General features: G+C 62.8%; 16 protein-coding genes. 5 read left to right on the forward strand and 11 right to left on the reverse strand.

Features of this window, described 5'->3' with window-relative positions; translation table 11 throughout:
* Nucleotides 1–63: 63 nt before the first annotated feature.
* Both RTP54_RS09270 and RTP54_RS09275 read left to right on the forward strand, forming a co-directional pair.
* Nucleotides 64–1,557 carry a YcjX family protein gene (locus tag RTP54_RS09270; protein WP_112804884.1) on the forward strand — a complete coding sequence of 498 codons (1,494 nt, stop codon included), beginning with the start codon at nt 64–66 and terminating at the stop codon, nt 1,555–1,557.
* Nucleotides 1,554–2,639 carry a TIGR01620 family protein gene (locus RTP54_RS09275; RefSeq protein WP_312362105.1) on the forward strand — a complete coding sequence of 362 codons (1,086 nt, stop codon included), beginning with the start codon at nt 1,554–1,556 and terminating at the stop codon, nt 2,637–2,639. The genes RTP54_RS09270 and RTP54_RS09275 overlap by 4 nt, the downstream gene beginning before the upstream one ends.
* Before the next feature lie 7 nt (nt 2,640–2,646).
* On the opposite strand, the gene RTP54_RS09280 is transcribed toward RTP54_RS09275, so the two are convergent.
* Both RTP54_RS09280 and RTP54_RS09285 read right to left on the reverse strand, forming a co-directional pair.
* Nucleotides 2,647–3,438: a molybdopterin-binding protein gene (locus RTP54_RS09280; protein ID WP_312362108.1), complete on the reverse strand. Its 792-nt coding sequence runs from the start codon at nt 3,436–3,438 to the stop codon at nt 2,647–2,649.
* Entirely contained in the window at nt 3,435–4,253 is an 819-nt protein-coding gene (locus RTP54_RS09285; RefSeq protein WP_312363214.1) for a cytochrome b/b6 domain-containing protein, read from the reverse strand. Before RTP54_RS09285 ends, RTP54_RS09280 begins: the two co-directional genes overlap by 4 nt.
* 291 nt (nt 4,254–4,544) lie before the next feature.
* Between RTP54_RS09285 and RTP54_RS09290 the strand changes: the two genes are divergently transcribed.
* Nucleotides 4,545–5,096: a hypothetical protein gene (locus RTP54_RS09290; RefSeq protein WP_112804878.1), complete on the forward strand. Its 552-nt coding sequence runs from the start codon at nt 4,545–4,547 to the stop codon at nt 5,094–5,096.
* A 55-nt stretch (nt 5,097–5,151) separates the two neighbouring features.
* On the opposite strand, the gene folK is transcribed toward RTP54_RS09290, so the two are convergent.
* The 3 genes from folK to folP are packed head-to-tail and all read right to left on the reverse strand — an operon-like array spanning nt 5,152 to nt 6,915.
* Nucleotides 5,152–5,691: a 2-amino-4-hydroxy-6-hydroxymethyldihydropteridine diphosphokinase gene (folK, locus tag RTP54_RS09295; protein ID WP_312362111.1), complete on the reverse strand. Its 540-nt coding sequence runs from the start codon at nt 5,689–5,691 to the stop codon at nt 5,152–5,154.
* Nucleotides 5,681–6,049, reverse strand: coding sequence for a dihydroneopterin aldolase (gene folB / locus RTP54_RS09300; protein WP_112804874.1), 369 nt, complete (start codon nt 6,047–6,049; stop codon nt 5,681–5,683). The genes folK and folB overlap by 11 nt, the downstream gene beginning before the upstream one ends.
* A gap of 14 nt (nt 6,050–6,063) precedes the next feature.
* The gene (gene folP / locus RTP54_RS09305) at nt 6,064–6,915 is read right to left on the reverse strand and encodes a dihydropteroate synthase (protein ID WP_312362115.1); all 852 of its coding nucleotides are present in this window, start codon (nt 6,913–6,915) and stop codon (nt 6,064–6,066) included.
* 106 nt (nt 6,916–7,021) lie between these two features.
* On the opposite strand from folP, the gene RTP54_RS09310 reads away from it, so the two are divergent.
* Nucleotides 7,022–7,651 carry a DUF922 domain-containing Zn-dependent protease gene (locus RTP54_RS09310; protein ID WP_112804870.1) on the forward strand — a complete coding sequence of 210 codons (630 nt, stop codon included), beginning with the start codon at nt 7,022–7,024 and terminating at the stop codon, nt 7,649–7,651.
* Nucleotides 7,652–8,102: 451 nt separating this feature from the next.
* On the opposite strand, the gene RTP54_RS09315 is transcribed toward RTP54_RS09310, so the two are convergent.
* Complete coding sequence (locus tag RTP54_RS09315; protein WP_112804868.1) at nt 8,103–8,423, reverse strand: 2Fe-2S iron-sulfur cluster-binding protein; 321 nt, start codon at nt 8,421–8,423, stop codon at nt 8,103–8,105.
* A gap of 179 nt (nt 8,424–8,602) precedes the next feature.
* Entirely contained in the window at nt 8,603–8,971 is a 369-nt protein-coding gene (locus tag RTP54_RS09320; protein WP_112815542.1) for an Hpt domain-containing protein, read from the reverse strand.
* Nucleotides 8,972–9,582: 611 nt separating this feature from the next.
* On the opposite strand from RTP54_RS09320, the gene RTP54_RS09325 reads away from it, so the two are divergent.
* Complete coding sequence (locus RTP54_RS09325; RefSeq protein WP_312363215.1) at nt 9,583–16,158, forward strand: kinesin; 6,576 nt, start codon at nt 9,583–9,585, stop codon at nt 16,156–16,158.
* A 1,441-nt stretch (nt 16,159–17,599) separates the two neighbouring features.
* Here the strand turns inward: RTP54_RS09325 and RTP54_RS09330 are convergent.
* The 4 genes from RTP54_RS09330 to RTP54_RS09345 all read right to left on the reverse strand — a co-directional run bounded on the left by RTP54_RS09330 (nt 17,600) and on the right by RTP54_RS09345 (nt 22,593).
* A complete protein-coding gene (locus RTP54_RS09330) occupies nt 17,600–18,469 on the reverse strand; it encodes a cytochrome c1 (RefSeq protein ID WP_112815545.1) in 870 nt (289 codons plus the stop codon).
* 32 nt (nt 18,470–18,501) lie between these two features.
* Complete coding sequence (locus RTP54_RS09335; RefSeq protein ID WP_112804860.1) at nt 18,502–19,782, reverse strand: cytochrome b; 1,281 nt, start codon at nt 19,780–19,782, stop codon at nt 18,502–18,504.
* Between the two features lie 14 nt (nt 19,783–19,796).
* The gene (gene petA, locus RTP54_RS09340) at nt 19,797–20,375 is read right to left on the reverse strand and encodes a ubiquinol-cytochrome c reductase iron-sulfur subunit (RefSeq protein ID WP_112804858.1); all 579 of its coding nucleotides are present in this window, start codon (nt 20,373–20,375) and stop codon (nt 19,797–19,799) included.
* Nucleotides 20,376–20,727: 352 nt separating this feature from the next.
* The gene (locus RTP54_RS09345) at nt 20,728–22,593 is read right to left on the reverse strand and encodes an ABC transporter ATP-binding protein (RefSeq protein ID WP_112834214.1); all 1,866 of its coding nucleotides are present in this window, start codon (nt 22,591–22,593) and stop codon (nt 20,728–20,730) included.
* Between the last annotated feature and the right edge of the window lie 77 nt (nt 22,594–22,670).

The raw sequence follows: 22,670 nt of genomic DNA on the forward strand, positions 1-22,670 counted from the left end.
TCATCTCGGCGCAGGGCATAGGGCACGAACAAGAGCGGCAGGGTCCGCGAGGGATAGCACGACTTGGCGCCAAATCTGACCAGCTTCAAAGACGACGCCCTGATTGCATTCGACAATCTCACCGACCGCGCATCGGGCCTCGTCAATCCGTCGATCCGGCTCGGGGTCACCGGGCTTTCGCGCGCCGGCAAGACTGTCTTCATTTCGTCCCTGGTCCACAACCTGCTCAACGGCGGACGCCTGCCGGTCTTTGAGGCGGTGCGCTCCGGCCGCGTCTCTAAGATCAGGCTGGAGCCGCAGCCGGATGATGCGGTGCCGCGTTTTCAATACGAGGATCATATTGCCGCATTGGTTCGCGATCGCATCTGGCCGGATTCGACCCGGGCGATCTCGCAACTGCGCATTACCCTCGATTTCGAGAGCGCCAGCGGCTGGAACCGGATGTTCTCGGCGGGCCGCCTGTCGCTCGACATCGTCGACTATCCCGGCGAGTGGCTGCTGGACCTGCCGCTGCTTGCTCAGGATTTCAAGGCATTCAGCGACAATTCGGTAGCGCGCGCCCGTGCTCTCGGTCGCGCCAAGCTGTCGGCGGACTGGCTGACGCTCGCCCAGTCGGCGGGATCGACCGCGGTTGCCGATGAAAGCAGCGCGCGCCGGCTCGCCGAAAGCTTCACGGCCTACCTGAAGGCCTGCAAGGCCGACGCCAGCTCGCCCTCGACGCTGCCGCCCGGACGGTTCCTGATGCCGGGCGACCTGGAAGGGTCGCCGGCGCTGACCTTCTCGCCACTTCCCGACCTGCCGGATGGCCGTGCGCCGAAAGGTTCGCTCTGGGCGATGATGGAGCGACGCTACGAGGCCTATAAGAAGCACGTGGTCAGCCCGTTCTTTCGCGAGCATTTTGCCCGGCTCGACCGGCAGATCGTGCTGGTAGACGCACTGCAGGCGATCAATGGCGGTCCGGAAGCCCTGCTCGATCTTGAACAGGCGCTCGCCGACGTACTGGCGTGCTTTCGCCCCGGCACGAACAGCTGGCTGTCCTCGCTTTTGACCCGCCGGATCGACAAGGTGCTGATCGCCGCCACCAAGGCCGATCACCTGCACCATGAAAGCCATGACCGCCTCGAGCGCATCACGGCGCGCCTCGTCAGCCGGGCTGCGGCGAGCATCGGCATGAGCGGCGCGGGCCTCGAGGTCATGGCGATTGCCTCCGTGCGCGCGACCCGCGAAGCAACGGTAGATCACGGCGGCCACACACTTCCCGTCATCGTCGGCACACCGATCGCCGGCGAGAGGATCAACGGCGACGTGTTCGATGGCGAACGGAAAACAGCTATATTTCCCGGTGACTTGCCGGATGATCCTGAAGTTCTTTTCAAGGCTGTTGATGCGGATTCCAAGGCACTGACATTCGGCGACGCCCACCCGATGCCGGAGCTCAGCTTCGTGCGGTTCCGGCCACCGCATCTCGAGGAAACCGGAGGTGGGCTGAAGCTGTCGGTGCCGCATATTCGGCTCGACCGGGCGATGCAGTTCCTGTTTGGAGATCGGCTGGCATGAGCGACGATTTCACCGGCAAGGGCCGAAAGCCCGGGGCGTTTTCGGTCAGTCCGGATCCTGATCCGAAGCCCGCCGAAGGCATCCGCCCTCGCCGCGCGCCGGCAAGCTTCGACGACAGGGTGGTCCTGACGCCGGACGCGGAGGATCCTTTCCGCGAGACGACACTGGCCGTCGAAAGCCACGCGCTGCCGGAGGCAAGCCCGCGCAGACGCCGTTTTTCCGTTGGCAGGATCGCGATCGGGGCGTTCGGCATTCTCCTGTCATTGGCAACGGGGCTTTGGGTTGATCGCCTGATCCGCGACCTGTTCTCCCGCGCCGACTGGCTCGGCTATAGCGCGATGGGTGTCGTCGCCGTTGGCCTTCTGGCATTGCTGGTCGTTGTCGCCCGCGAGCTTTCGGGCATGATGCAGCTGACGGCTGTGCAGGCCCTGAAGTCGGAGACCGAGAGTGCAGCTGCCTCCGGCAACACCAAGCTGGCGCGATCGGCTTCGGACAAGCTCGTGCATCTTCTGGCCACCAATCCGCGTACCGCACGCGGCCGGACGCGCCTCAAGGAGACGCAAGGCGAGATCATCGACGGCCCGCATCTGCTCGACCTGACGGAGCGCGAATTGCTGACGCCGCTCGACCGCGAGGCGCGGCGCATAATCCTGGCGGCATCCAAGCGGGTGTCGATCGTCACTGCTGTCAGCCCGCGCGCGCTGGTCGATCTCGGCTATGTGCTTTATGAATCGACCCGCATGATCCGTGCCATGGCCGAGCTTTACGGCGGTCGCCCGGGTACGCTGGGGATGATCCGGCTGATGCGGGACGTCATTGCCCACCTGGCGGTGACCGGCTCGATCGCGGCCGGCGACAGCCTGATCCAGCAGGTTCTTGGCCACGGCCTTGCCTCGAAGCTCTCGGCGCGGCTTGGCGAAGGCGTGATCAACGGGTTGATGACGGCCCGCATCGGCATCGCCGCCATGGATCTCTGCCGGCCAATGCCCTTCCGTGCGCTGAAGCGCCCGGGGATCGGCGACTTTCTCTCGGACCTCACGCCGGGTGCGGGACGTGCGTCGGGCCCGAATGACGTCAGCTGACGGCGAGCTATATCCCCGCATACCAGTCATAACCGAGGTCTTCCCAGAAACCGCCGCGGCCGCGGCCAAACGGTGAAAGGTCGGAAACGACCTCGATGGCGCTGATGTACTTCGCCATCTTGTAGCCAAGCTGCCGCTCGATGCGCACGCGAAGCGGTGCGCCGTTTTCGACCGGCAGCGGTTTGCCGTTCAATCCATAGGCAAGAATAGTCTGCGGATGACGCGCGTCGATGAGATCGATCGATTCGTAATAGGCCGTCTCCCCGGAAAGCCCGAGGTTCATGCGATCGAAGCAATGGAAGACGACATAGCGCGCTTCCGGCCTGACCCTCGCTTCATCGAGCACCCTGGCAAGCGGAACGCCGGTCCATTTGGCAATACAGCTCCAGCCCTCGACGCAGTCATGGCGGGTGATCTGTGTGCGCGACGGCATGTTCCGGAGCTCCGTCAATGTCAGGCTGAGCGGTCTTTCGACCAGCCCGGTTACACCGAGGCTGTATCCGGAGAAGTCCTGCTGGCGGAGTGCGATGTACGGCTCGTCGGTCGGGTCGGTAGAACCGTTCGGCCTTTGGCCCTGGCGGATTTCACTCTCGGCAAACTCCGGCGCCAGCCGGTCAGCATCCGCCAGCAGCCGTTGCACCCGATAGGTCAGGCCGTTGGCCGAGGCCAGGACATCCCGAACCGGGGTGCGGTTCTGCAACAGGCCGTCAAAAGCGTCACATCCGGCCAACGGCAGCGTTGCCCCGGCAAGACCGGCAGCCGTCAAGAGCCGCCTGCGCGTGATCAAGAGCCGGCTCATCGGCCCGCCTCCTGCTGGTGTGGTTCGCTATCGATGCGGTAACGGCCCGATATCATCGAGCGCAACTCGTTGATGGGGCCTGCGGCAAAAACCATGAAGATGTGGACGACAAAGAACAGAACAAGGAGGAGCATGATCACGAAGTGGATCGTGCGCGCCGTCTGCCGCCCACCGAAGACATCGAGCAGCCACGGCCAAGCCGCATTCATGCCCGGCGACATCGACATGCCGGTGAGGATCATCAGCGGAAAAAATATCAGTAAGACAATGGCGTAGGAGAGTTTCTGCAAGCCGTTGTAGCGGCGACCATGATCAAACTGGAAGCGCAGATGACGCAGGACACTCCGTGGCAAGCCGCGCAGGTCTTCGCCCGATGGCACGATATCGCGGCGCAGGTGGCCATTGATGATGCTGGCGATGATCCACGCGACAAAGACCGTTGCAAAGACCCAGGCGAAGAAGAAGTGCACCACCCGGCCCGTCGCCAGATCCTGATAGGATGGAACCGTCAGCCAGGAGGGAAACGCCCTGTAGGCGCGCCGGTCCACGGGGCCGCTGACCCCAAGCATCCCCGTCGTGTCGAACCCATGACCGAAGAACGTCGTCACGCCACGGACGTCACCATCCGCTGTGCGCGTGGCGTTGATAGAAAGAACGCTGTTGTCGAAGGCGAAGCCCGATTGCTGTCCGACATAAAGCGCCGGATGGGCGTTGAAGATCTGCAGTCCGCTCAGGAGCAGAAAGAACAATGCCAATGCCCACAGCCAATGGGTCAGCCGGGTGACAAGTGCATGCCGCCTGACCACAAGGGACATGGAACGGTCGGTCTGCTCAGTGCCGTTGTCAGCCGCCGCCATCTTGAAACCTCCTGTGTTTCAAGTGCATACGTATCCCCCGGCGACGAAGTTTCATAAACACGTCTGCGCGCATCGGCGCACATCATGGTGATCGGTCATCAGCATGTTGCGACGAGGCAACCAACGCCGACGGGATCGGCTCCGTCGTCACAAAGATGCCTTGATATCCACCCGAAAGAAACCGTCCATTAACCATTTGCGCGCAAATGTGGCTCCTAGTTTCGGACGTTGACCCATCAAGGATCGTTTATGTTCTCGCGCCCTTCTTTGATCGCTCGCGGCGCTGCCGCTTTCGCGCTTGCAGCAACCGTCGGCGTTGCTTCGCCAGCCCTCTCCGGCGGCAAGGACAAGGCTTTCTTCGAGAAAGTTTCCGGCCAGTGGAAGGGTCCGGGCGAGATCGTCGCCGGCAAGTACAAGGGCACGAAGTTCACCTGCGATCTCGCCGGTGAAGCGGTTTCAGGCAGCGACGCCGGCATCAAGCTTGACGGTTTCTGCCGCGTCGGCGTGTTCAAGCAGCCGATGTCGGCGCTGATCACCCAGAAGGGCAACACATACACCGGCAAGTTTCTCGACGGCGCCGGCGGCAAGGGTCTCGATATCGTGTCAGGCAATGTCGCCAAGGACAAGGTCGTCGTCGGCATCAACCGCAAGAAGCTGAACGGCGCAATGATCGCCCGGCTTCAGGACGACTCGACGATGAACATCACGATCTCGGTCAAGGTCGAGAATGCCATGGTCCCGGTAATCGGCGTCAGCCTCAACCGCCAGGTCGACAACATCGCCGTCGGCTCGATCAAGTAAGCAGCAAAGCTCCATTCAAACAAAAAGCCCGGGTCGAACACCCGGGCTTTTGCTGTTATCCGGCCTGGTTCGCGGCCGTAGCCCGCCACCATTGCCTGTCTTCGTCGGCCACTTCGATGCCGCTGACGTCTGCATCCGCCAGCCAGTCTTCGATCGCGCGCCCATCGACCGTCATCGCCGGCGCGAAGTCAGCAAGCGGCATCAGCACGAAACCGCGCGCCGTCATGCGTGGATGCGGTAATTCCAGCCTGGCATCGGCCTGGGACAACGCGTCATAGGTCAGGACATCGATATCAATCGTTCGGGGGCCCCAACGCTCGTCACGCACCCGCTTCATCTGCCGCTCGATATCGAGGCAAACGTCGAGCAAGGCTTCCGGCCCTAGCGTGGTTTCGATCTCTGCGCAGGCGTTGAAAAACCAGGCCTGGTCGGTCTTGCCCCAGGGGGGCGTGCGAAACAGCCGCGAAACCGCCCGAACCGAGCAATCGCGCCTGGCATCGAGCATCTGCAGCGCGTCGGCCATGGCCCTGCGCGGCTCGCCCAGATTGCCGCCGAGCCCCAGTGTCGCAATCGCGCCGGTCATGTCAGGCGACATGCTCGACCGTCACCGCGACATAGTCGAGCACGCCGGGCACGGGGGCATTCGGCTTGCGCACGGAAATCTTCGCACGGCGGATCTGCGGGAAGCGCACGCAAAGCGTCTTTGCTACCTCAAGGGCAAGCGCTTCGATCAGATAGCGGCGACGCCCAGTGACGATGCGTTCGATCTCAGTGAAGACGATACCGTAGTGCACGGTATCGTCGATCGAATCGTCGACCAGCGCGTTGCCCTGATCCACTTCGAGTTCGGCGTCGACGAAAAACCGCTGCCCGAGGAACTCTTCCTCGTCGAGAACGCCATGGCGCGCGAAGAAGGCACAGTTTTTCAAGGTAATCGTGTAGGTCGCGCTCATGGTCTCTTGCCCCGTCATCTCTTCTTTGCACTCAGCATAGCATCCGCCATCATCAACGCATCCCTGCTGTTTGCGACATCATGTACGCGGAAAATGGCGGCACCCGCGATACGCAGCAATGCTGTTGTCGCCGCGGTCGCGGCATCGCGCTCCGCCGGCTCCCGCCCGGTGACGGCGCCAAGGAAACGCTTGCGGGAGGTGCCCACCAGAAAGGGCCGCTCGAACCGGTGCAGTTCCGCGAAACGCGCCATCAACTCCACGTTCTCGTCCGTATCCTTGGCAAAACCGAAACCCGGATCGAGCACGATGCGCTCGCGTTCGACGCCGGCCTCCGCCGCGATCTCAAGCGAGCGGTCCAGGAACTGGAACTGGTCCGCCACCACGTCACCCAGTTTCTGCCGATCGCGTCCGGTATGCATGATGCACAGCCCTGCCCCGGTCTGCGCAGCTACATTTGCAATATCCGGTTCGCGCTGAAGGCCGTGGACGTCGTTGACGATATGGGCGCCGGCCTCGACCGCAAGCCGCGCGGTTTCTGCCCTGTAGGTATCGACCGAAATGAGTGCGTCGGTTTCGCGCGCCAGGGCTGCGATGACCGGAAGGATACGGCGCTGCTCTTCTTCGGCACTCACCGGCGCCGCATCGGGCCTGGTCGATTCACCGCCGACATCGAGGATCTCGGCGCCGTCGTCGAGACAGCGCTTGCCCTGCGTAACCGCCGCCGCGGTACTCGCGAAACGCCCGCCGTCCGAGAAAGAATCCGGGGTAACGTTGATGATCGCCATCAAAACGCCACGCGAGCCCAGTTCGACGCTACGCCCATGCGCCAGTGTCCAATGAAACTTTAGAAATGGATTGTAAGTCATTTCCCCTCACGATGCGCAGCAGGTGATCCATTTCGATTTGCTGTTGCACCCGCGCTGGCTATGCCCCAAGCTTGATTGAAGTTCAACTAAAGAGAACTCCGTATTGATGTCCCGAGTACGCCTCCCGTTCAAAGCCGCCCTTCTTGCGCTTCTGGTTGCCATGCCTCTGGGCGCTGCGTCCGGCGAGACGGTTATCAACAAGAGCTTTTCGTATTTTTCGATCGGCGGGCGCACGGCGGCCGAACTCGACAACGCCCTGTCCAAGGGCGGGCCGATGATGAAGTCGACCGGTGCCCGCCATCCGGGCGCCACGCGCATCAAGTTCGGCGGCACGATCACCTACGTCAATCGCGGTGGTCGTTGCGCGGTGGGTGCCGCTCGCGTTACGCTCAGCACCCGCATCATCCTGCCACGCTGGAAGCATCGCCCTCAGGCCGGCCGCGACCTTGCCCTGGTCTGGGACACATTGTCGAGCGACATCAAGCGGCACGAGGAGCGGCACGCAGAGATCGCCCGCAATCACGCCCGCAAGATGGAGAAGATGTTTCTGGCTCTGAGGCCGCAGACTGACTGTGAAAAGATGCAGGAAAGCGTCACCACCGCCAGCGCGGAAGCGATTGCCGCCCATGACAAGGATCAGGCCCGGTTCGATCGGACGGAGGCGGCCAATTTCGACAGGCGCATGATCCGCTTGCTGCAGTACCGCCTGGAAACGCTGAAAAAGGCGCAGCGTTAGCAAGCTTGATGCCCGACCGGCGCAGCTGATCCAAGCATAACGGGACTATACTTGGCGGCCCCCTGCAAAGGGCCGCATACCCACAGCATTTTATTGGTGAAATCTAGCGATAGCTGCTGCTGTACGACTCGCTTATATTCAAAACATGAAACGTGCGGGGGAGATGAGTTTCTGCCCTAGCGTTGTCGAAAGCAATTTGGCGGACCATGACGGTCCTGCAGAATGTTTGAATATTGCCGTTACTTGAGTTCCGCAGCGTCGTCTTGGCACATCAGGTGCAAAGCAGGGTGACGCGGCAACGAAGGTTCTCCTGGCGTGTCTTGATGCCGCAGATGTTCCCTCCCTCATCTGTGTGCGATGCGCCCTCCTAGCCTCGCTCGTCACACGACCAGCGAGGCGCTTTTTTGGCGCATATGCAAACTGAAGGACCGGCACGAAAACGCGGGTGGGATCAGGCCTGGCGCTCGGGCACGTGAACGACCAGCCCATCCAGGGCATCGCTGACCTTGATCTGACAGGAAAGGCGCGAGGTCGGACGCACGTCATAGGCGAAGTCCAGCATATCCTCTTCCATCGCTTCCGGCGCGCCGACGACAGCCGTCCAGGCATCGTCGACATAGACATGACAGGTGGCGCAGGCGCAGGCACCGCCACATTCAGCCTCGACGCCCGGAACCGAATTGCGAACGGCGTTCTCCATGACGGTTGAACCATTCGCGACATCGAGTTCGTGGCGCGTGCCATCAAAGGCGACGATCGTAAGTTTTGTCATGTCACTTTCCGGAATAAGCTGATGAGACTGGCCGATAGCGCTAAGCCGCATGGCAGCGGGCGCGGATTCAGGAAAAGGTCTTCCAACAATTCGGCCATTCAGTCAACAACGGCCCGACTGTGCATCGCGGCCGAACCCTTCAGGCACGCGCCGCGATGACACTTTTCGGCAGGTTGCAATCAGCGGCAGAGCTTCAGGATGAACATCTCCGCCTCAAGCACGCTCTCCGCAAGGATGGCGGGCAAGGCTGGATCCATCGGGCGCTGTTCGATCGCGCCGGCCGCAGCGGCGACATCGACGGCTCCGACCGCAAGGGCCGCCCCCTTCAACTGGTGGGCTGCCTGGGCGCGTGCGTTGACGTCGCCTTCGGTGATGTCCTTCATCACCTTGCGCGCTTGCCGGGCAAACAGCTGCAGCACTTCGATCTCGAGCGCCTTGTCGCCCATCGTTTGCGCGGCAAGATGGACAAAATCGATCGGCTTCCGGCCGGAAGACGAAGCGCTGCCGGGTGTGTCGGGAGCTTCGAAGGCAATTCTGAGGGCCGCCATGAGCCAATTTCCTATTGCTTGATATGTTGTCTTTATCCGGTGTCGCCGCGCCGTCGCGCAACTTTTGCGCATCGACCGCATCGGGTGGCACCGGCGCCGTGCCCTGAGGCGCCCTTTCACCGGGCGCCGTCAAAGGACACTCGCTACGATTTCGAGCGATCATCCTCCACGGGCGGGCGCTGCTATCGGCTTAAATCGGGGCGCAATATAGGCAGGAATCTGGGAAATTGGTTAACGACCGTTAAACCTGCTGATTTCCTTGTCTTTTCCGCCCTAACCCCCTCTATCGCATTAAGAATTCATTAGGATTTTAATGAAGCCGGAGTGCTCTTAATTGTAAGAACCTGGCTAATGTGTCACTACGATACGGTTAGGAACGGACCTGCGTACAAAAATGGCAACCGTTCCGGTGGATAAGCGTTGCGAGTGGTGCCCTCCGGGACCAATTCCGACTATCCATCGAGGAAATGCAGTGGGTGTGAGTAGGGTATTGCGTAGATGTGATGCGCGTATCTTGCCGTCACCGCCCCGGTGAAGACGATCCCTGCCCGCAGACGCGGGCGATGCGGAGCAGGTTTCGCCGGAGGCAAAAGGTAATGAGGCGTATCCCTATGGCGACGAAGAAGAGCAACGAGTCGATCGACGAAAAGGCCTTCCAGGCTCTGGAAGCGGCCCTTAAGATCGATTTTGACGAGCTTAAGTCGAGCCCTAACGACAAGACTTCCTTGGATGATCCGGAGGAAAATGTGTCTGAACCCACCCATCAGGCTGCCCAGCCCGATAACAGCCGAAATGCCAAGCCTCAGCAGGACGCCGCCCGCGCTGCGCGAGCCAATGACGCCGCGCGCGGACTTTCACCCGAACCTGCGCCGAAATCACCACCCCTTTCCCCTGCCAACGACGATGGACGTCGCTCGCCGGCCGCCATGCTGCGCGCCCTCGACGTGCGCTCGAACCGGGCCGCCATCCGGGTTGCAGCGCTCGTGTCGATCGTCTGGGCTATCGCCGGTCTGGGTGTCGCCAATCTTCTCTACGGTCCGCAGATCTGGCAGATCCGCACACTGAGCGATCTGGCAGCCACGCCAGGCGCGGTCGGCGTTGCCATCGGCATCCTGTTGCCGATCATGCTCTTCTTCTCCTTTGCCATCATGATCGCCCGCGCGCAGGAACTGCGCAACGCCGCCCGCTCCATGGCCGAAGTCGCCTTGCGCCTGGCCGAACCGGAAACGGCAGCCGCCGACCGCGTGATGACTGTCGGCCAGGCCGTTCGCCGCGAAGTGTCGGCGATGAACGAAGGCATCGAGCGCACGATCGCCCGCGCCACCGAGCTCGAAACGCTGGTTCATTCCGAGGTCAACGCGCTGGAGCGCAGCTACAGCGAGAACGAGCTTCGTGTGCGCACGCTGGTCCAGGAACTGGGCCTTGAGCGCGAAGCCATCATCGGCCACTCCGAGCGCATCCGCTCGACCATTGCCGGGGCGCATGGCAAGCTCAAGGACGAGCTCGACCAGGCGGGTGACGACATCGCGTCGCGCATCGCGATCTCCGGCGAGGCCTTCGCCTCGCTGATCGACACGCGCGCGGCCGCCCTCAGCGAAAAGTCCGACACGGCGCTCCAGAACATCAGCACCATGCTGTCGAACCGCACGGATTCGCTGCTTTCGGGCCTCACCGCTGCCGGCCTCGGGCTCAGCAACGAGTTCGATACCCGCCTCGACCAGCTGAGCGACACGCTGACGAAGCGCGGCGAGCAGTTGCTCGGCCAGTTCGAGACCCGCGCCTCCTCGCTCGACGCCAATACCGAAAAGCTCAATGCCGCCCTCAACGAGCGCGCGCGCCAGCTCAACGAAACGCTGATCGCCCGCACCCGCGACCTCAACGAAAGCCTGAGCGTCGGCCAGAGCGCGATCGCCGGCGGTCTTGAAGACGTGCTGGCCACGCTCAATGCCACCCTCGACGAAAAGGGCGCTCATTTCCGCCAGAGCCTGCGCTCCAGCGCCGATGACGCGATCATGGATCTCGACCTGCGCGGCGGATTCTTCGAAGAGAAGCTGCAGACGACGGTCGGCCAGCTCGCCACCGCCTTCGACGAGCGCTTCCACGAGTTTGCATCTGCATTCGACAAGCGCGCCAGCATGCTCGACACCAAGCTGATGGAGAGCCTGCATCGCATCAACGAGACCGTCTCCGGCGGATCGGATGCCATCGGCGGCGCGCTCGACAGCAGCATCGAAAAGATCGGCTCCGCCCTGTCCGATCAGTCGCTTTCGCTGGCGACGGCACTCGGCGCCACGCACGACTTCATCGAGGAAACGATCGGCAGCCGCACGTCCGACCTCAGCAACCTGATCGGCGGCGCTCACAGCCGTATCGACAGCGTCCTGTCCGAAAAGACCACCAGCCTGATGGGCGCGCTCTCGGAGGCACAGGATCGTATCGAGAACGGCTTTGGCCAACGCGCCGAGGCGCTCGCCAGTGCGCTGACATCGAGCGAGCAGCGGCTGACCGCAGGTCTCGACACCCGCACGGCGCAGTTCGTCGACGGCCTGCAGGCCGCTCATGCCCGCATCGAGCAGACGCTGACGGGCTCCGCAGACGAAATCACCAGCGCCATCGCTGCAAGCCAGCATCGCCTCGACAACACCCTGTCCGAGCGCACCCTTGCCCTTTCGACCGTTCTGTCGACCGGCACGGACGCGATCGAAGGCGCCGTGGGCGAAACGGCCGACCGGCTGGAGCGCGTCCTGTCCGAGCGTAGCCAAGCGATTGCCGAAACCCTGTCGACCCAGACGTCGGCACTCGATGGCGTTCTTGCCGATCGTTCTGCCCACATCACCTCGACGATGACGGCCCGCGCCAACGAGATGGCCGACTCCTTGAGCCGCCACGCCGAAGACGTTGCCGACAACCTGACATTCCGCGCCACGGCTGTCGCAGAGACGATGACCGATCGCGTCGGCGAAATCGAGCAGAAGCTTTCCGATAGCGTCTCGCTCGTCGCCGAAAATCTCGGTGGCCGCGTCAGCGAGATTTCCGACACGCTGACCAACACCAGCGCCCGCATCGCCGAAGACCTCAGCGGCCGTGTCGGCAAGATTTCCGATGCACTGACGGCCACGAGCGCCCAGATTGCCGAAGCGCTGACCGCGCGCACCACCGAGGCGACCGCCTCGCTCGCCGGCAAGGCGACGGAGATCGAACAGACCCTGACCGGTCGCGCCGAACACCTGCGCGAAACCCTGTCGTCGACGCACGAGCAGATCCGTGCAACCCTCGACGACCGCATCCATGCGATCAACCTCGCCGTCGATCAGGGTCGCGACCAGCTGGAAGGCATGCTGTCCGACCAGTCGATGTCGATTGCGACCAGCCTCGCCACCAGCGCCAGCATGCTGGAAATGTCGCTCGAAGAACGCCAGGCGGCCCTTGCCGGCATCATCGATCGCAGCGGCGAAACGCTCGAAGCCCGCATGCGCTCGACCACCGGCAACATCGCCGAACGCCTTGCCGAAACAGCAGGTCAGATCAGCCTTGCAGCCGACACCCTGACCAACCGCGTCGACATGTCGATCAACGGCCTCAACGACCGTCTCGACGATACCGGCCTGCGCATCGAGACCAGCCTTGGCGCGCTCGAAGAGCGCATGCGCGACAGCGCGGAGAACGTCGGCGCGATTGCCGATACCGCGGGCGCACGCGTCGAGACACGGCTCGGTTCGCTCGAAGAACGCATGCGCGGCAGCGTTGATAATGTCAGCGCCATTGTCGACGATACGGCAGCCCGTATCGAGACCCGTCTCGGTTCGCTCGAAGGCCGCATGCACGGCAGCGTCGACAAGGTTGGCGCGATCGTCGACGAAACCGGCAACCGCATCGAATCCCGTCTCGGTGCGATGGAAGACCGCATCCGTGACAGCGTCGGCAACGTCAACGCGATTGTCGACGACACGGGCTTCCGCATCGAGGCCAGCATCGGCACGCTTGAAGATCGCATCCGCGACAGCGTCGGCAGCGTCAACGCCATTGTCGACGATACCGGCGCCAAGATCGAAACAAGCCTCGGGTCTCTGGAAAGCCGTATTCGCGGCAGCGTCGGCAGCGTCAATGCGCTCGTCGATGACACCGGCCTGCGGCTTGAGACGAGCCTGGGCACGCTGGAGGATCGCGTCCGCGACAGCGTCGGCAGCGTCAACGCGATTGTTGGCAATGCGGGCCAACGCATTGCCGATAGTCTCGGTGAGCGTGCCGGCGAAATCGACCGGGCCAGCGAGGAAGCGGCAAGCCGCATCTCCAGCGCCATCAATGCCGGCACGGACCGGATCGAAGAGCGGCTCGGCACCATGGACCGCGCGCTCAACATCGGACTTGAAAACGTCAACCGGACCATCGAAGGCAAGGCCGCGGTGCTTGTCACCAGCCTGCGCGGCGCCGTCAGCGACGTAACGCACGAGATCGATGCCGAAGCTGGCCGTATTGAAGGCAAGACCGCAGACCTCGTCACCAGCCTTCGCGGCGCCGTCAGCGAAGTCACGCAGGAGATCGACGCCGAAACCGGCCGCATCGAAGGCAAGACGGCAGACCTCGTCAGCAATCTTCGTGGCGCCGTCGGCGATGTCGCCCAGGAGCTTGACGCCGAAGCCGCCCGTATCGAGGGCAAGGCTCAGGGTCTGGTCGACACGCTTCGCGGTGCTGTCAGCGACGCGGCACAGGAGCTCGATGCGGAAGCGGCCCGTTCTGCTGGCCTTCTTTCCAAGGCCGGTCAGGACTTCGCCAACGTGCTGGCGTCCCGCAACGCCGACTTCGCCAATGCGATCGAGCAGACGGCAGCAGCCACAGCCGCACGCCATGCGGAGCTAGCACGCTCTGTGGCCGAAGCCTCCGACACGGCCACCGCTCGCCTTGCCGCGACGCATGGCAAGGTCGCGAGCCACGCCCAGAACATCCAGCAGGGCCTCACGGACGCCGAGAAGGCGCTGGAAGCCCGCAGCGAAGCGATCCGCGCCACGCTCGACGACCGTACCCGCGAACTCAACTCGATGCTCGCCGGTCGCTCGATGGAGCTCACACGCATCATCGACGAGCAGGCACGCCCTGTGATCGACCAGTACGCTGCGACCGGCCGCGAAGCCGCCGAGCGCATCGCCAGCGTCACCCAGGACAGCACCGATCGCCTGCGCGCCGAGAATGCCGCCCTGGTCAACGCCATCACCGAGCGCACCGGCGAGACGCTCAATGCCATCTCGCTGCGCGCCGAAGAAACGGCAAAGGCGATGAAGATGGTCGAGAACCGTCTGCAGTCGACCGCGCTCGGCCTGATCGACCAGCTCGCCGCCAACAACACGGCAATTGCCACCGTCATCGACCAGGCAAGCAACAATCTCGGCGACATGGACCAGCGGCTGGAGGCTACGGCCACCCGCTTCTCGGAGACCACACGCCAGGCTTCCGATATGCTGTCGACGTCCACCCGCCTCATCGAAGGCAAGGTCGACAAGCTCTCGGACATCTCCGCTTCCACGCTGTCGCAGATCGGCGGCATCGTCGGTCGCTTCGAGGATCACTCCAAGGTGCTCGGCCAGGCGTCTGACCTCCTGGGCGCCGCCCAGTCAAACCTCGTCAGCACGCTCGAGGAACGGCAGGACGCGCTTCGCACCCTGTCGGTCGGTCTCGTCCAGCGCTCGGAAGAAATCGAACGCACGATGCGTGCGCTCGAGGGCTTCGTGGATGGAGCCTTCCAGCGCGCCGAAGAGCGCTCTGGTTTGGTTGCCGGCAACCTGCGCAGCGGCATCCAGCAGTCCTTCTCAGACGTCGGCCGCCTGCTGTCGAGCACCGAACAGCGTGCAGCCGAAGCCGCCGAATCCATGCGCAATGCCCTGGCCCAGGCCGGCGAAGAAGCGGGTGCCTCGGTCGAAGCCGTGTTCTCGCGCGCCGAAGACCGCTCGCGCCAGATTGCCGATACCCTTCGCTCCGGCGTCGAGACGTCGTTTGCCGACGTCAACAAGACGCTTTCGGCGGTCGAGGGCCGTGCGCTCGGCGCGTCCGAAGCACTGCGTCAGGCGATCGCCAAGGTCGGCGAAGATGCGAACGCGTCGATCGAGGGCGCATTCGCCAATGCGGAAGAGCGCTCCAAGGAAGTGGCAACCCGCCTGCGCGGCAGTGTCGCCTCCTCGGTTTCCGACGTCGAACGCATGCTCAACGAGAGCGGCAAGAAGTCGGACGGCGTGGCAACCCAGCTGCGCGAAGCCGTGCGTGTCGCCATCGACGAAGCCATCGGCCGCTTCAGCGGCGCGACCGACGATATCCGGCGCTCGGCTGGCGAGATCCGCAAGGAACTCGACATGACCCGCGAAGAGCTGAAGCGCAGCGCCTTCGACCTGCCCGAGGAAGCCAAGGAGAACGCTGCTGTCATGCGCCGTGCCGTGGCCGAGCAGATCAAGGCCCTGCAGGAATTGTCGGATATCATCGGCAAGTCCTCGACGCAGCTCGAAGTCGCACAGCCGCTGCGCCAGCAGCCGGTCGCCGCCGCCCCTGTTGCGGCTACACCTGTCGCTCGTCCTGCGGTCCAGCAGCCGGTCGCAGAACCGCGCCGCCAGGAACCAGCTCCGGCGCTGCGCGGCAGCCTCGGTATCGAGCAGGCAACCACGGTTCAGCAGCCTGCCCCCGTCCAGCCGACCCGCGCTCAGCCGGCAACGCAGGCCGTAACGAGCGAGGTCGCCGAAGGCGGCGGCTGGATGCGTGACCTGCTGCGCGCCGCTTCACGCGAGGAGGCACCGGCCGCCGCTCCGCAGCGCCCGGCCGAAAGTCAGCCGGTTGCCCGCAGCGGCGACACCCGCAACCCGCGCCACGTCGTGGAATCGCTGAACTCGCTGTCGGTCGATATCGCCCGCGCCATCGACCATGACGCCTCTGTCGACCTGTGGCGCCGCTACCAGCGCGGCGAACGCGACGTCTTCACCCGCAGGCTCTATACGCTGAAGGGCCAGCAGACCTTCGACGAGATCAAGCGCAAGTACGACCGCGAGCCGGAATTCCGCACCGCCGTCGATCGCTACATCGCCGACTTCGAAAAGCTGCTCGCCGACGTTGCGCGCAACGACCCGGACAAGCGCATCACTCAGACCTACCTCACCTCGGACACGGGCAAGGTCTACACGATGCTCGCCCACGCGGCCGGCCGCTTCAACTAAGGAAGCACCATCGGTAAAGATCAGACGGCCCCACCTTCAAGGTGGGGCCGTTTTCGTATGCGCGCCACAGTCCACGTTCGACCATACGGCGAGTTTTGCTCCGGCTTGGGCGTGCCGCAACTTCGTGCGAAGCCGATGCGGATCAGCAACTTACCTGGATACCTCACACTATCTGAATACCACATGCGCGATGCTCGTTCCCGACATCGGGATCATGGTCATGCAAGTCACGGCTGTCCGTGACGGATTGCGGCAGATGTGGCTGAACCGCCGACAGCCATTGGCGTGTCCCCTTGCCAGCAAGGTCCCGTAAGCATCCCACGCATCAGCCTGCACCCGCGCCAGGTTCGCCGGCGTGCTGTGGGCCCGGGCCTGCCACCGCCCCGGGCTCGCACGACACAGCGGGTGTGCCGGCGTGATCCGTATCGGGCAAGGCCAGGTACCGCGACCGGATTGACGTGAGCTGCGACGCCCGCCCAAGCGAAATTTGCACTATTGGTGCGTAACCCACGACGCGGGCAATAGGCAAAGTCGTTATCCTTGCCCGACGACGCACACGGCCCACTCGTCACCTTCGCGGCCCATGACAAAGTTGGGATCGCCGGATCAGTCCCTGACGGACCAGCTTGCGACAAGCGTTCCGGGCGGCAATTCGCGGACCTGATCCAGCAACGGCGTCACCTGCCCCCAGTATCGCTCGAACGCGCAAATCCCATATTGGATAGCGCATCCTCTTCGCCGGGTCATAATGGATTTCGACAACCGATAAGTTGGTCACAGGCGGCCAGACGACCTCCCGCAGAGCGGCAGGATTGGAAGAAGCTAAGGGATAGGTCAGCTTCTGCCTGGTGGTGCAAATCATCACCATGAACGGGGCCATCGTTCGCGGGCAGCATCTCACCAGTACCAGGCACGAAGAGCAACAGCTGCTCACCGATTGCCCCCGGAAGCCATCCAATTCGAATTGGCGCCCCAGCCAATCTGCGCCAAAACAGGCTACTTGGCCTGCAAGGCCGGGCGATGCAGCGTGCGCATGCCCGGTAAACTGCTGCGCCCCAGCCCGTCGCAGACGATGGACACCAATTCAGACGGCACGACGTTATTGCCATCGTGGACGGCCGTTTACCTCTGGCCGTTGCGACTTTCAGACACCGTGGTCCCGTTTGAAGTGCCGCCGGCAAACGTGCAAAGCAGTTTCCTGACGGGAATGGCCGGGATTGAGCGATGGCGCGTCTCTGCATGCATATTCCATTCGGAAAGGCTCTGCGGCCCTCCGTGCCGGGCGCGACCCTGTTCCATCTCATTGCCATCGCCTCTGTCCGACAGCGACGGAAGCTCGCCGCAACGACCGCCTATGCACGGGGTCATCCAACGAAAAAAGGCCCCGGATGAACCGGGGCCCTTTCAAACTTCGATCGAGCCGGCCTGAGCCGGCCGGCGATCAATGTTCCTTGTTGGCGTAGACCGACTTCTTGGTCAGATAGACCAGACCGGTGAAGATCAGCAGGAACACCATGACCATGAAGCCGGTGCGCTTGCGCTCTTCGAGGTGCGGCTCGGCTGCCCACATCAGGAAGGCCGAAACGTCCTTGGAGTACTGGTCGACCGTCTGCGGCGTACCATCGTCATAGGTGACCTGGTCGGCGGAGATCGGCTGAGCCATCGCCAGCGCCGAAGCGTTGGCGAAGTACGGGTTGTAGTGGGTGCCCTCGGAGATCTGGACGCCTTCCGGCGGCTCCTGGTATCCCGTCAGAAGCGCGTGGATATAGTCCGGACCACCTTCCTGGTAGGGCCAGAACATATCGAAGACGAACTGCGGGAAGCCGCGTTCGATGCCGCGCGCCTTGGCGATCAGCGAGAAGTCCGGCGGTGCGGCCCCGTTGTTGGAGGCAGCGGCCGCTTCCTTGTTCGGGTAAGGCGACGGGAAGTGGTCCGAAGGCACGGCCTTGCGGGTGTACATTTCGCCGTCGGCGTTCGGGCCGTCCTGCACTTCGTAGTTCGCGGCGAATGCCTTCACCTGGGCGTCCGAATAGCCAAGGCCCGTGAGCGTGCGGAATGCCACCAGGTTCATCGAGTGGCAGGCCGAACAGACTTCGGTGTAGACCTTCAGGCCGCGCTGCAGCTGGCCCTTGTCGTAGTTGCCGAACGGGCCGGCGAACGACCAGTCCTGCTGCTCCGGCTTGTGGATCGGATAGTGGGGCGTACCGCCGCCATGCTCCTCGCCGCCCTTCGCCTCTTCGGCGACAGCCGCTCCGAGACCGAGGCCAGCGACGACAGCAAGTGACAGAATGCCTGTTACAAGCTTTTTCATTGTTGTGGGTTCCTTATCAATCGCTGTTCTGATCAGGCACGTGCGGTGGCTGGCTGCGCCTTTGCATTCTTCTTTTCCAAGACCGCTTCGGTGATGGAGTTCGGAATGCGCTTCGGCGTTTCGATCAGGCCGAGAACCGGCATGATGACGAGGAAGAAGCCGAAGTAGTACAGCGTGCCGATCTGCGACATGACAACGTACAGGCCTTCTGCAGGGCGCGAACCAAGCCAGCCGAGCAGGATGGCGTTGACCACGAAGATCCAGAAGAAAAGCTTGTACCACGGACGGTAGACCGCCGAGCGGACCTTGGAGGTGTCGAGCCAGGGCAGGAAGAACAGGATGATGATCGAGCCGAACATCACCAGAACGCCGCCGAGCTTGGAGTCGATCGGGCCGACATTGAAGGTGATGGCGCGCAGCATCGCGTAGAACGGCAGGTAGTACCATTCGGGAACGATGTGAGCAGGCGTCTTCAGCGCGTCAGCCGGAATGTAGTTGTCCGGATGGCCGAGGAAGTTCGGCTGGTAGAAGACGAACCACGCGTAGACCAGAAGGAAGATCGAAACGCCGAGTGCATCCTTCAGCGTCGCGTAGGGCGTGAAGGGAACGGTATCGGTCTTCGACTTCACTTCGACGCCGGTCGGGTTGGTCTGACCGGTGACGTGCAGGGCCCAGACGTGAAGCACGACGACGCCGGCAATCATGAAGGGCAGCAGGTAATGCAGCGAGAAGAAGCGGTTCAGCGTCGGCTGGTCGACGGCAAAGCCGCCAAGCAGGAACTGCTGGATCCACTCGCCCACCAGCGGGAAGGCAGAGAAGAAGCCGGTGATAACGGTCGCGCCCCAGAAGGACATCTGACCCCAGGGCAGAACGTAGCCCATGAAGCCGGCAGCCATCATCAGGAGGTAGATGACCACGCCGAGGATCCAGAGGATTTCGCGCGGTGCCTTGTACGAGCCGTAATAGAGGCCGCGGGCAATGTGCAGGTAGACGGCGATGAAGAAGAACGACGCGCCGTTGGCATGCATGTAACGCAGCAGCCAACCATGGTTGACGTCGCGCATGATCTTTTCGACCGAGTTGAACGCAACGGTCGTGTCGGCGGCATAGTGCATGGCGAGCACGATACCGGTCAGGATCTGGACGACCAGCATGACGGAAAGCATGGCGCCAAAGGTGTATGCGTAGTTCAGGTTCCGGGGAACCGGATAGCTGATGAAGCTGTCATGAATCATACGCGGCAGCGGAAGACGGGAATCAACCCATTTCTCAATGCCAGTCGTTGGCGTGTAGGTTGAATGTTCAGCACTCATTATCAGTAGTCCCCTCAACCGATCTTGATAACTGTGTCGGAAACGAACGAGAAGGTCGGCACGGGGAGGTTTTCCGGCGCCGGACCTTTACGGATTCGGCCAGCCGTATCGTAGTGCGAACCATGGCAGGGACAGAACCAGCCACCGAAATCACCGGCCTGACCGAGCGGCACGCAGCCGAGGTGGGTACAGGAGCCGACCATGACGATCCAGTTTTCCTTGCCTTCGCCGGCCGAGCGATCGAGATCGTTCGCCTGTGCGTCGGTCGGAAGGTTGGCATTGCGCGCAACCGGGTCCTTGAGGTCGGCAAGAGCGACCGCCTTGGCCTCTTCCACTTCCTTGTCGGTGCGGTTGCGGATGAAGATCGGCTTGCCGCGCCATTTGGCCGTCAGCGACATGCCCGCCTGCAGGCTCGATACGTCGACCTCGATCGAGGCGAGCGCCAGCGTCGAGGCATCCGGACGCATCTGGTCGATGAATGGCCAAGCAACAGCGCCGGCGCCAACGACGCCTGCCATGCCGGTGGCCAGGTAAAGGAAATCGCGGCGAGTGGGCTCGCCCGAGGTCTCGCTTGAAATGTCGTGTTCGCTCACGGCTAAACCATCCTCTCACGCAATGTTGCGGAAACCGCATCCGCCCAGCGAGATCCCTGCCCTTGCGGTTTGACCTAGGTCAAGGAAACACGCCCAATCAAAGTGCTGACACTTTCGCGTGTTTACCGTTGCAAACACGTTTTCAGCGCCAGAATCCGTAAACTTCTGCGCGCGCACGGCTCGCAGATTCCCCGTCAATCCGGCGCGTTCTATGCTTGATCGCAAATTATGTCCAGCCTTGACAAGGGCGGGTGGGCAGATTGTCGCGGGGAAAAGCGCGGCCAATTGGCACAAGGACTTGACGGTTGGCATTATGGCCGTCGAGCCATCTTGAAATAGCGAGAGGGCGGCCCTACTCCGCCGCTTCTTCGCGCGCCAGAAACCCGCCCGATTGCCGCGACCAGAGGTCGGCATAAAGCCCGCCCCGTGCGATCAGTTCGGCATGGGTTCCGTCCTCGACGATGCGTCCCTTGTCCATGACGACGAGCCGGTCGAGCGCGGCGATCGTCGACAACCGGTGCGCGATCGCAAGCACGGTCTTGCCCTGCATCAGCCGGTCGAGATTGGACTGGATCGCGGCCTCAACCTCGGAATCGAGCGCCGACGTCGCCTCGTCGAGGACGAGGATCGGCGCATCCTTGAGCATGACGCGAGCAATGGCGATGCGCTGCCGCTGGCCACCGGAAAGCTTGACGCCGCGTTCGCCGACATGGGCATCGAAGCTCCTGGCGCCGCGCTGGTCCTGCAGCCCGAGGATGAACTCGTAGGCTTCCGCCTTCTCCGCCGCAGTGATCAACTGCGCCTCGCTCGCATCCGGCTGGCCGAAGAGGATGTTGTCGCGAATGGAGCGGTGGAGCAGCGAAGTGTCCTGGCTGACCATGCCGACCTGGGCGCGCAGCGATTCCTGGCTGACCATGGCAATGTCCTGGCCGTCGATGAGGATGCGCCCGCCTTCGAGGTCGTAGAAGCGCAGGAGCAGGTTGACGAGTGTCGACTTGCCGGCACCCGAACGTCCGACGATGCCGACTTTCTCGCCCGGACGCACCACAAGCGTAAAGTCGTCGATGACGCCAGCGCCCTTGCCATAATGAAACTTCACATGCTCGAAACGGATCTCCGGCTCGCGCACGGAAAGCGCCTTGGCACCGGGCTGGTCGACGAGGCCGATCGGTTGTGAGACCAGTTCGGCCGAATTCTGGATCGTGCCGATATTGCGCATGATCGAGTTGAACTGCGTCATCATGCGGCCAAGCAGCATGTTGAGCCTGAGCACCAGCGCCAGCGTGAACGCAACGGCGCCCGCGCTGATCGCGCCGCCGAGCCAAAGGTGGATGGAATAGATCGCGATCGCCGCGATCATCATGCCCGAAAGCAGCGCAAGCGAGGCGCGCACGGCCGTCAAGAGCCGCGTGAAGGGGATAACGGCTTTCTGGAAGCGGTCGAAGCCGGCGCGGATGTAGCGATCGTTCTCGTCGTCACGCCCAAACAGTTTCAGTGTCTGGATATTGGAATAGGCGTCCACCATCCGCCCGTTCAGCATCGAGGCCATCTCGGCCGTTTCGCGGGCATGCTTGCGGATGCGCGGAACGAAGTAGCGTGCCAGCGCGAGAAAGACGACGATCCAGAACGCCACCATGGCCGCCAGCCGCCAGTCGAGCTGAGCGACCAACGCCATGGTCGAGGCGGTGTAGATGACGATGAACCAGACGACCTGCAGCAGCGACACGATCAGGTCGCTTGTCGCCTGCGCTCCGGACCAGACCTTGGTCACGATTCGGCCGGAAAAATCGTTCTGGAAGAACGACAGCGATTGCCGCGCGACGTGGGTATAGGTCTGCCAGCGCACCAGATTGAGAAAGCCGGTGGTGATTGCCTGTTCCTCGACCAGCGCCGCCAGTGACACCGCCACGAAGCGAAACACCAGCACGGTCAGCAGCATGAACAGCAGCTCCGGACCATTGGCGGCGATCAGCCCGCTCCAGCCCGCCTCCGGCTTGACGGTATCGAGAACATCGACGAGGCGCCCGACAAAATAGAAGAGCCCGGCCTCCAGCATGGCGACGAGACCGCCGAGGATGGCCATCGCCAGAAACGGCCCCTTGGCCTGACGGGCATAGAACCAGGCAAAGCCCCAAAGGGATTTCGGCGGCTGCAGTCGCTCGCGCGGCGCAAACGGCCTGATCCAACTCTCGAATATACTGACGATGGCGCTGAGCATGCTTCCGATATAGGCGCTTGGGCGCCAACGGCAATCGGTTTTCGCCTCCGGCCGCATTACAAATACGTTAGGTCAAG

The organism is Ensifer sp., assembly GCF_031989085.1.
Lineage (GTDB): Bacteria > Pseudomonadota > Alphaproteobacteria > Rhizobiales > Rhizobiaceae > Ensifer.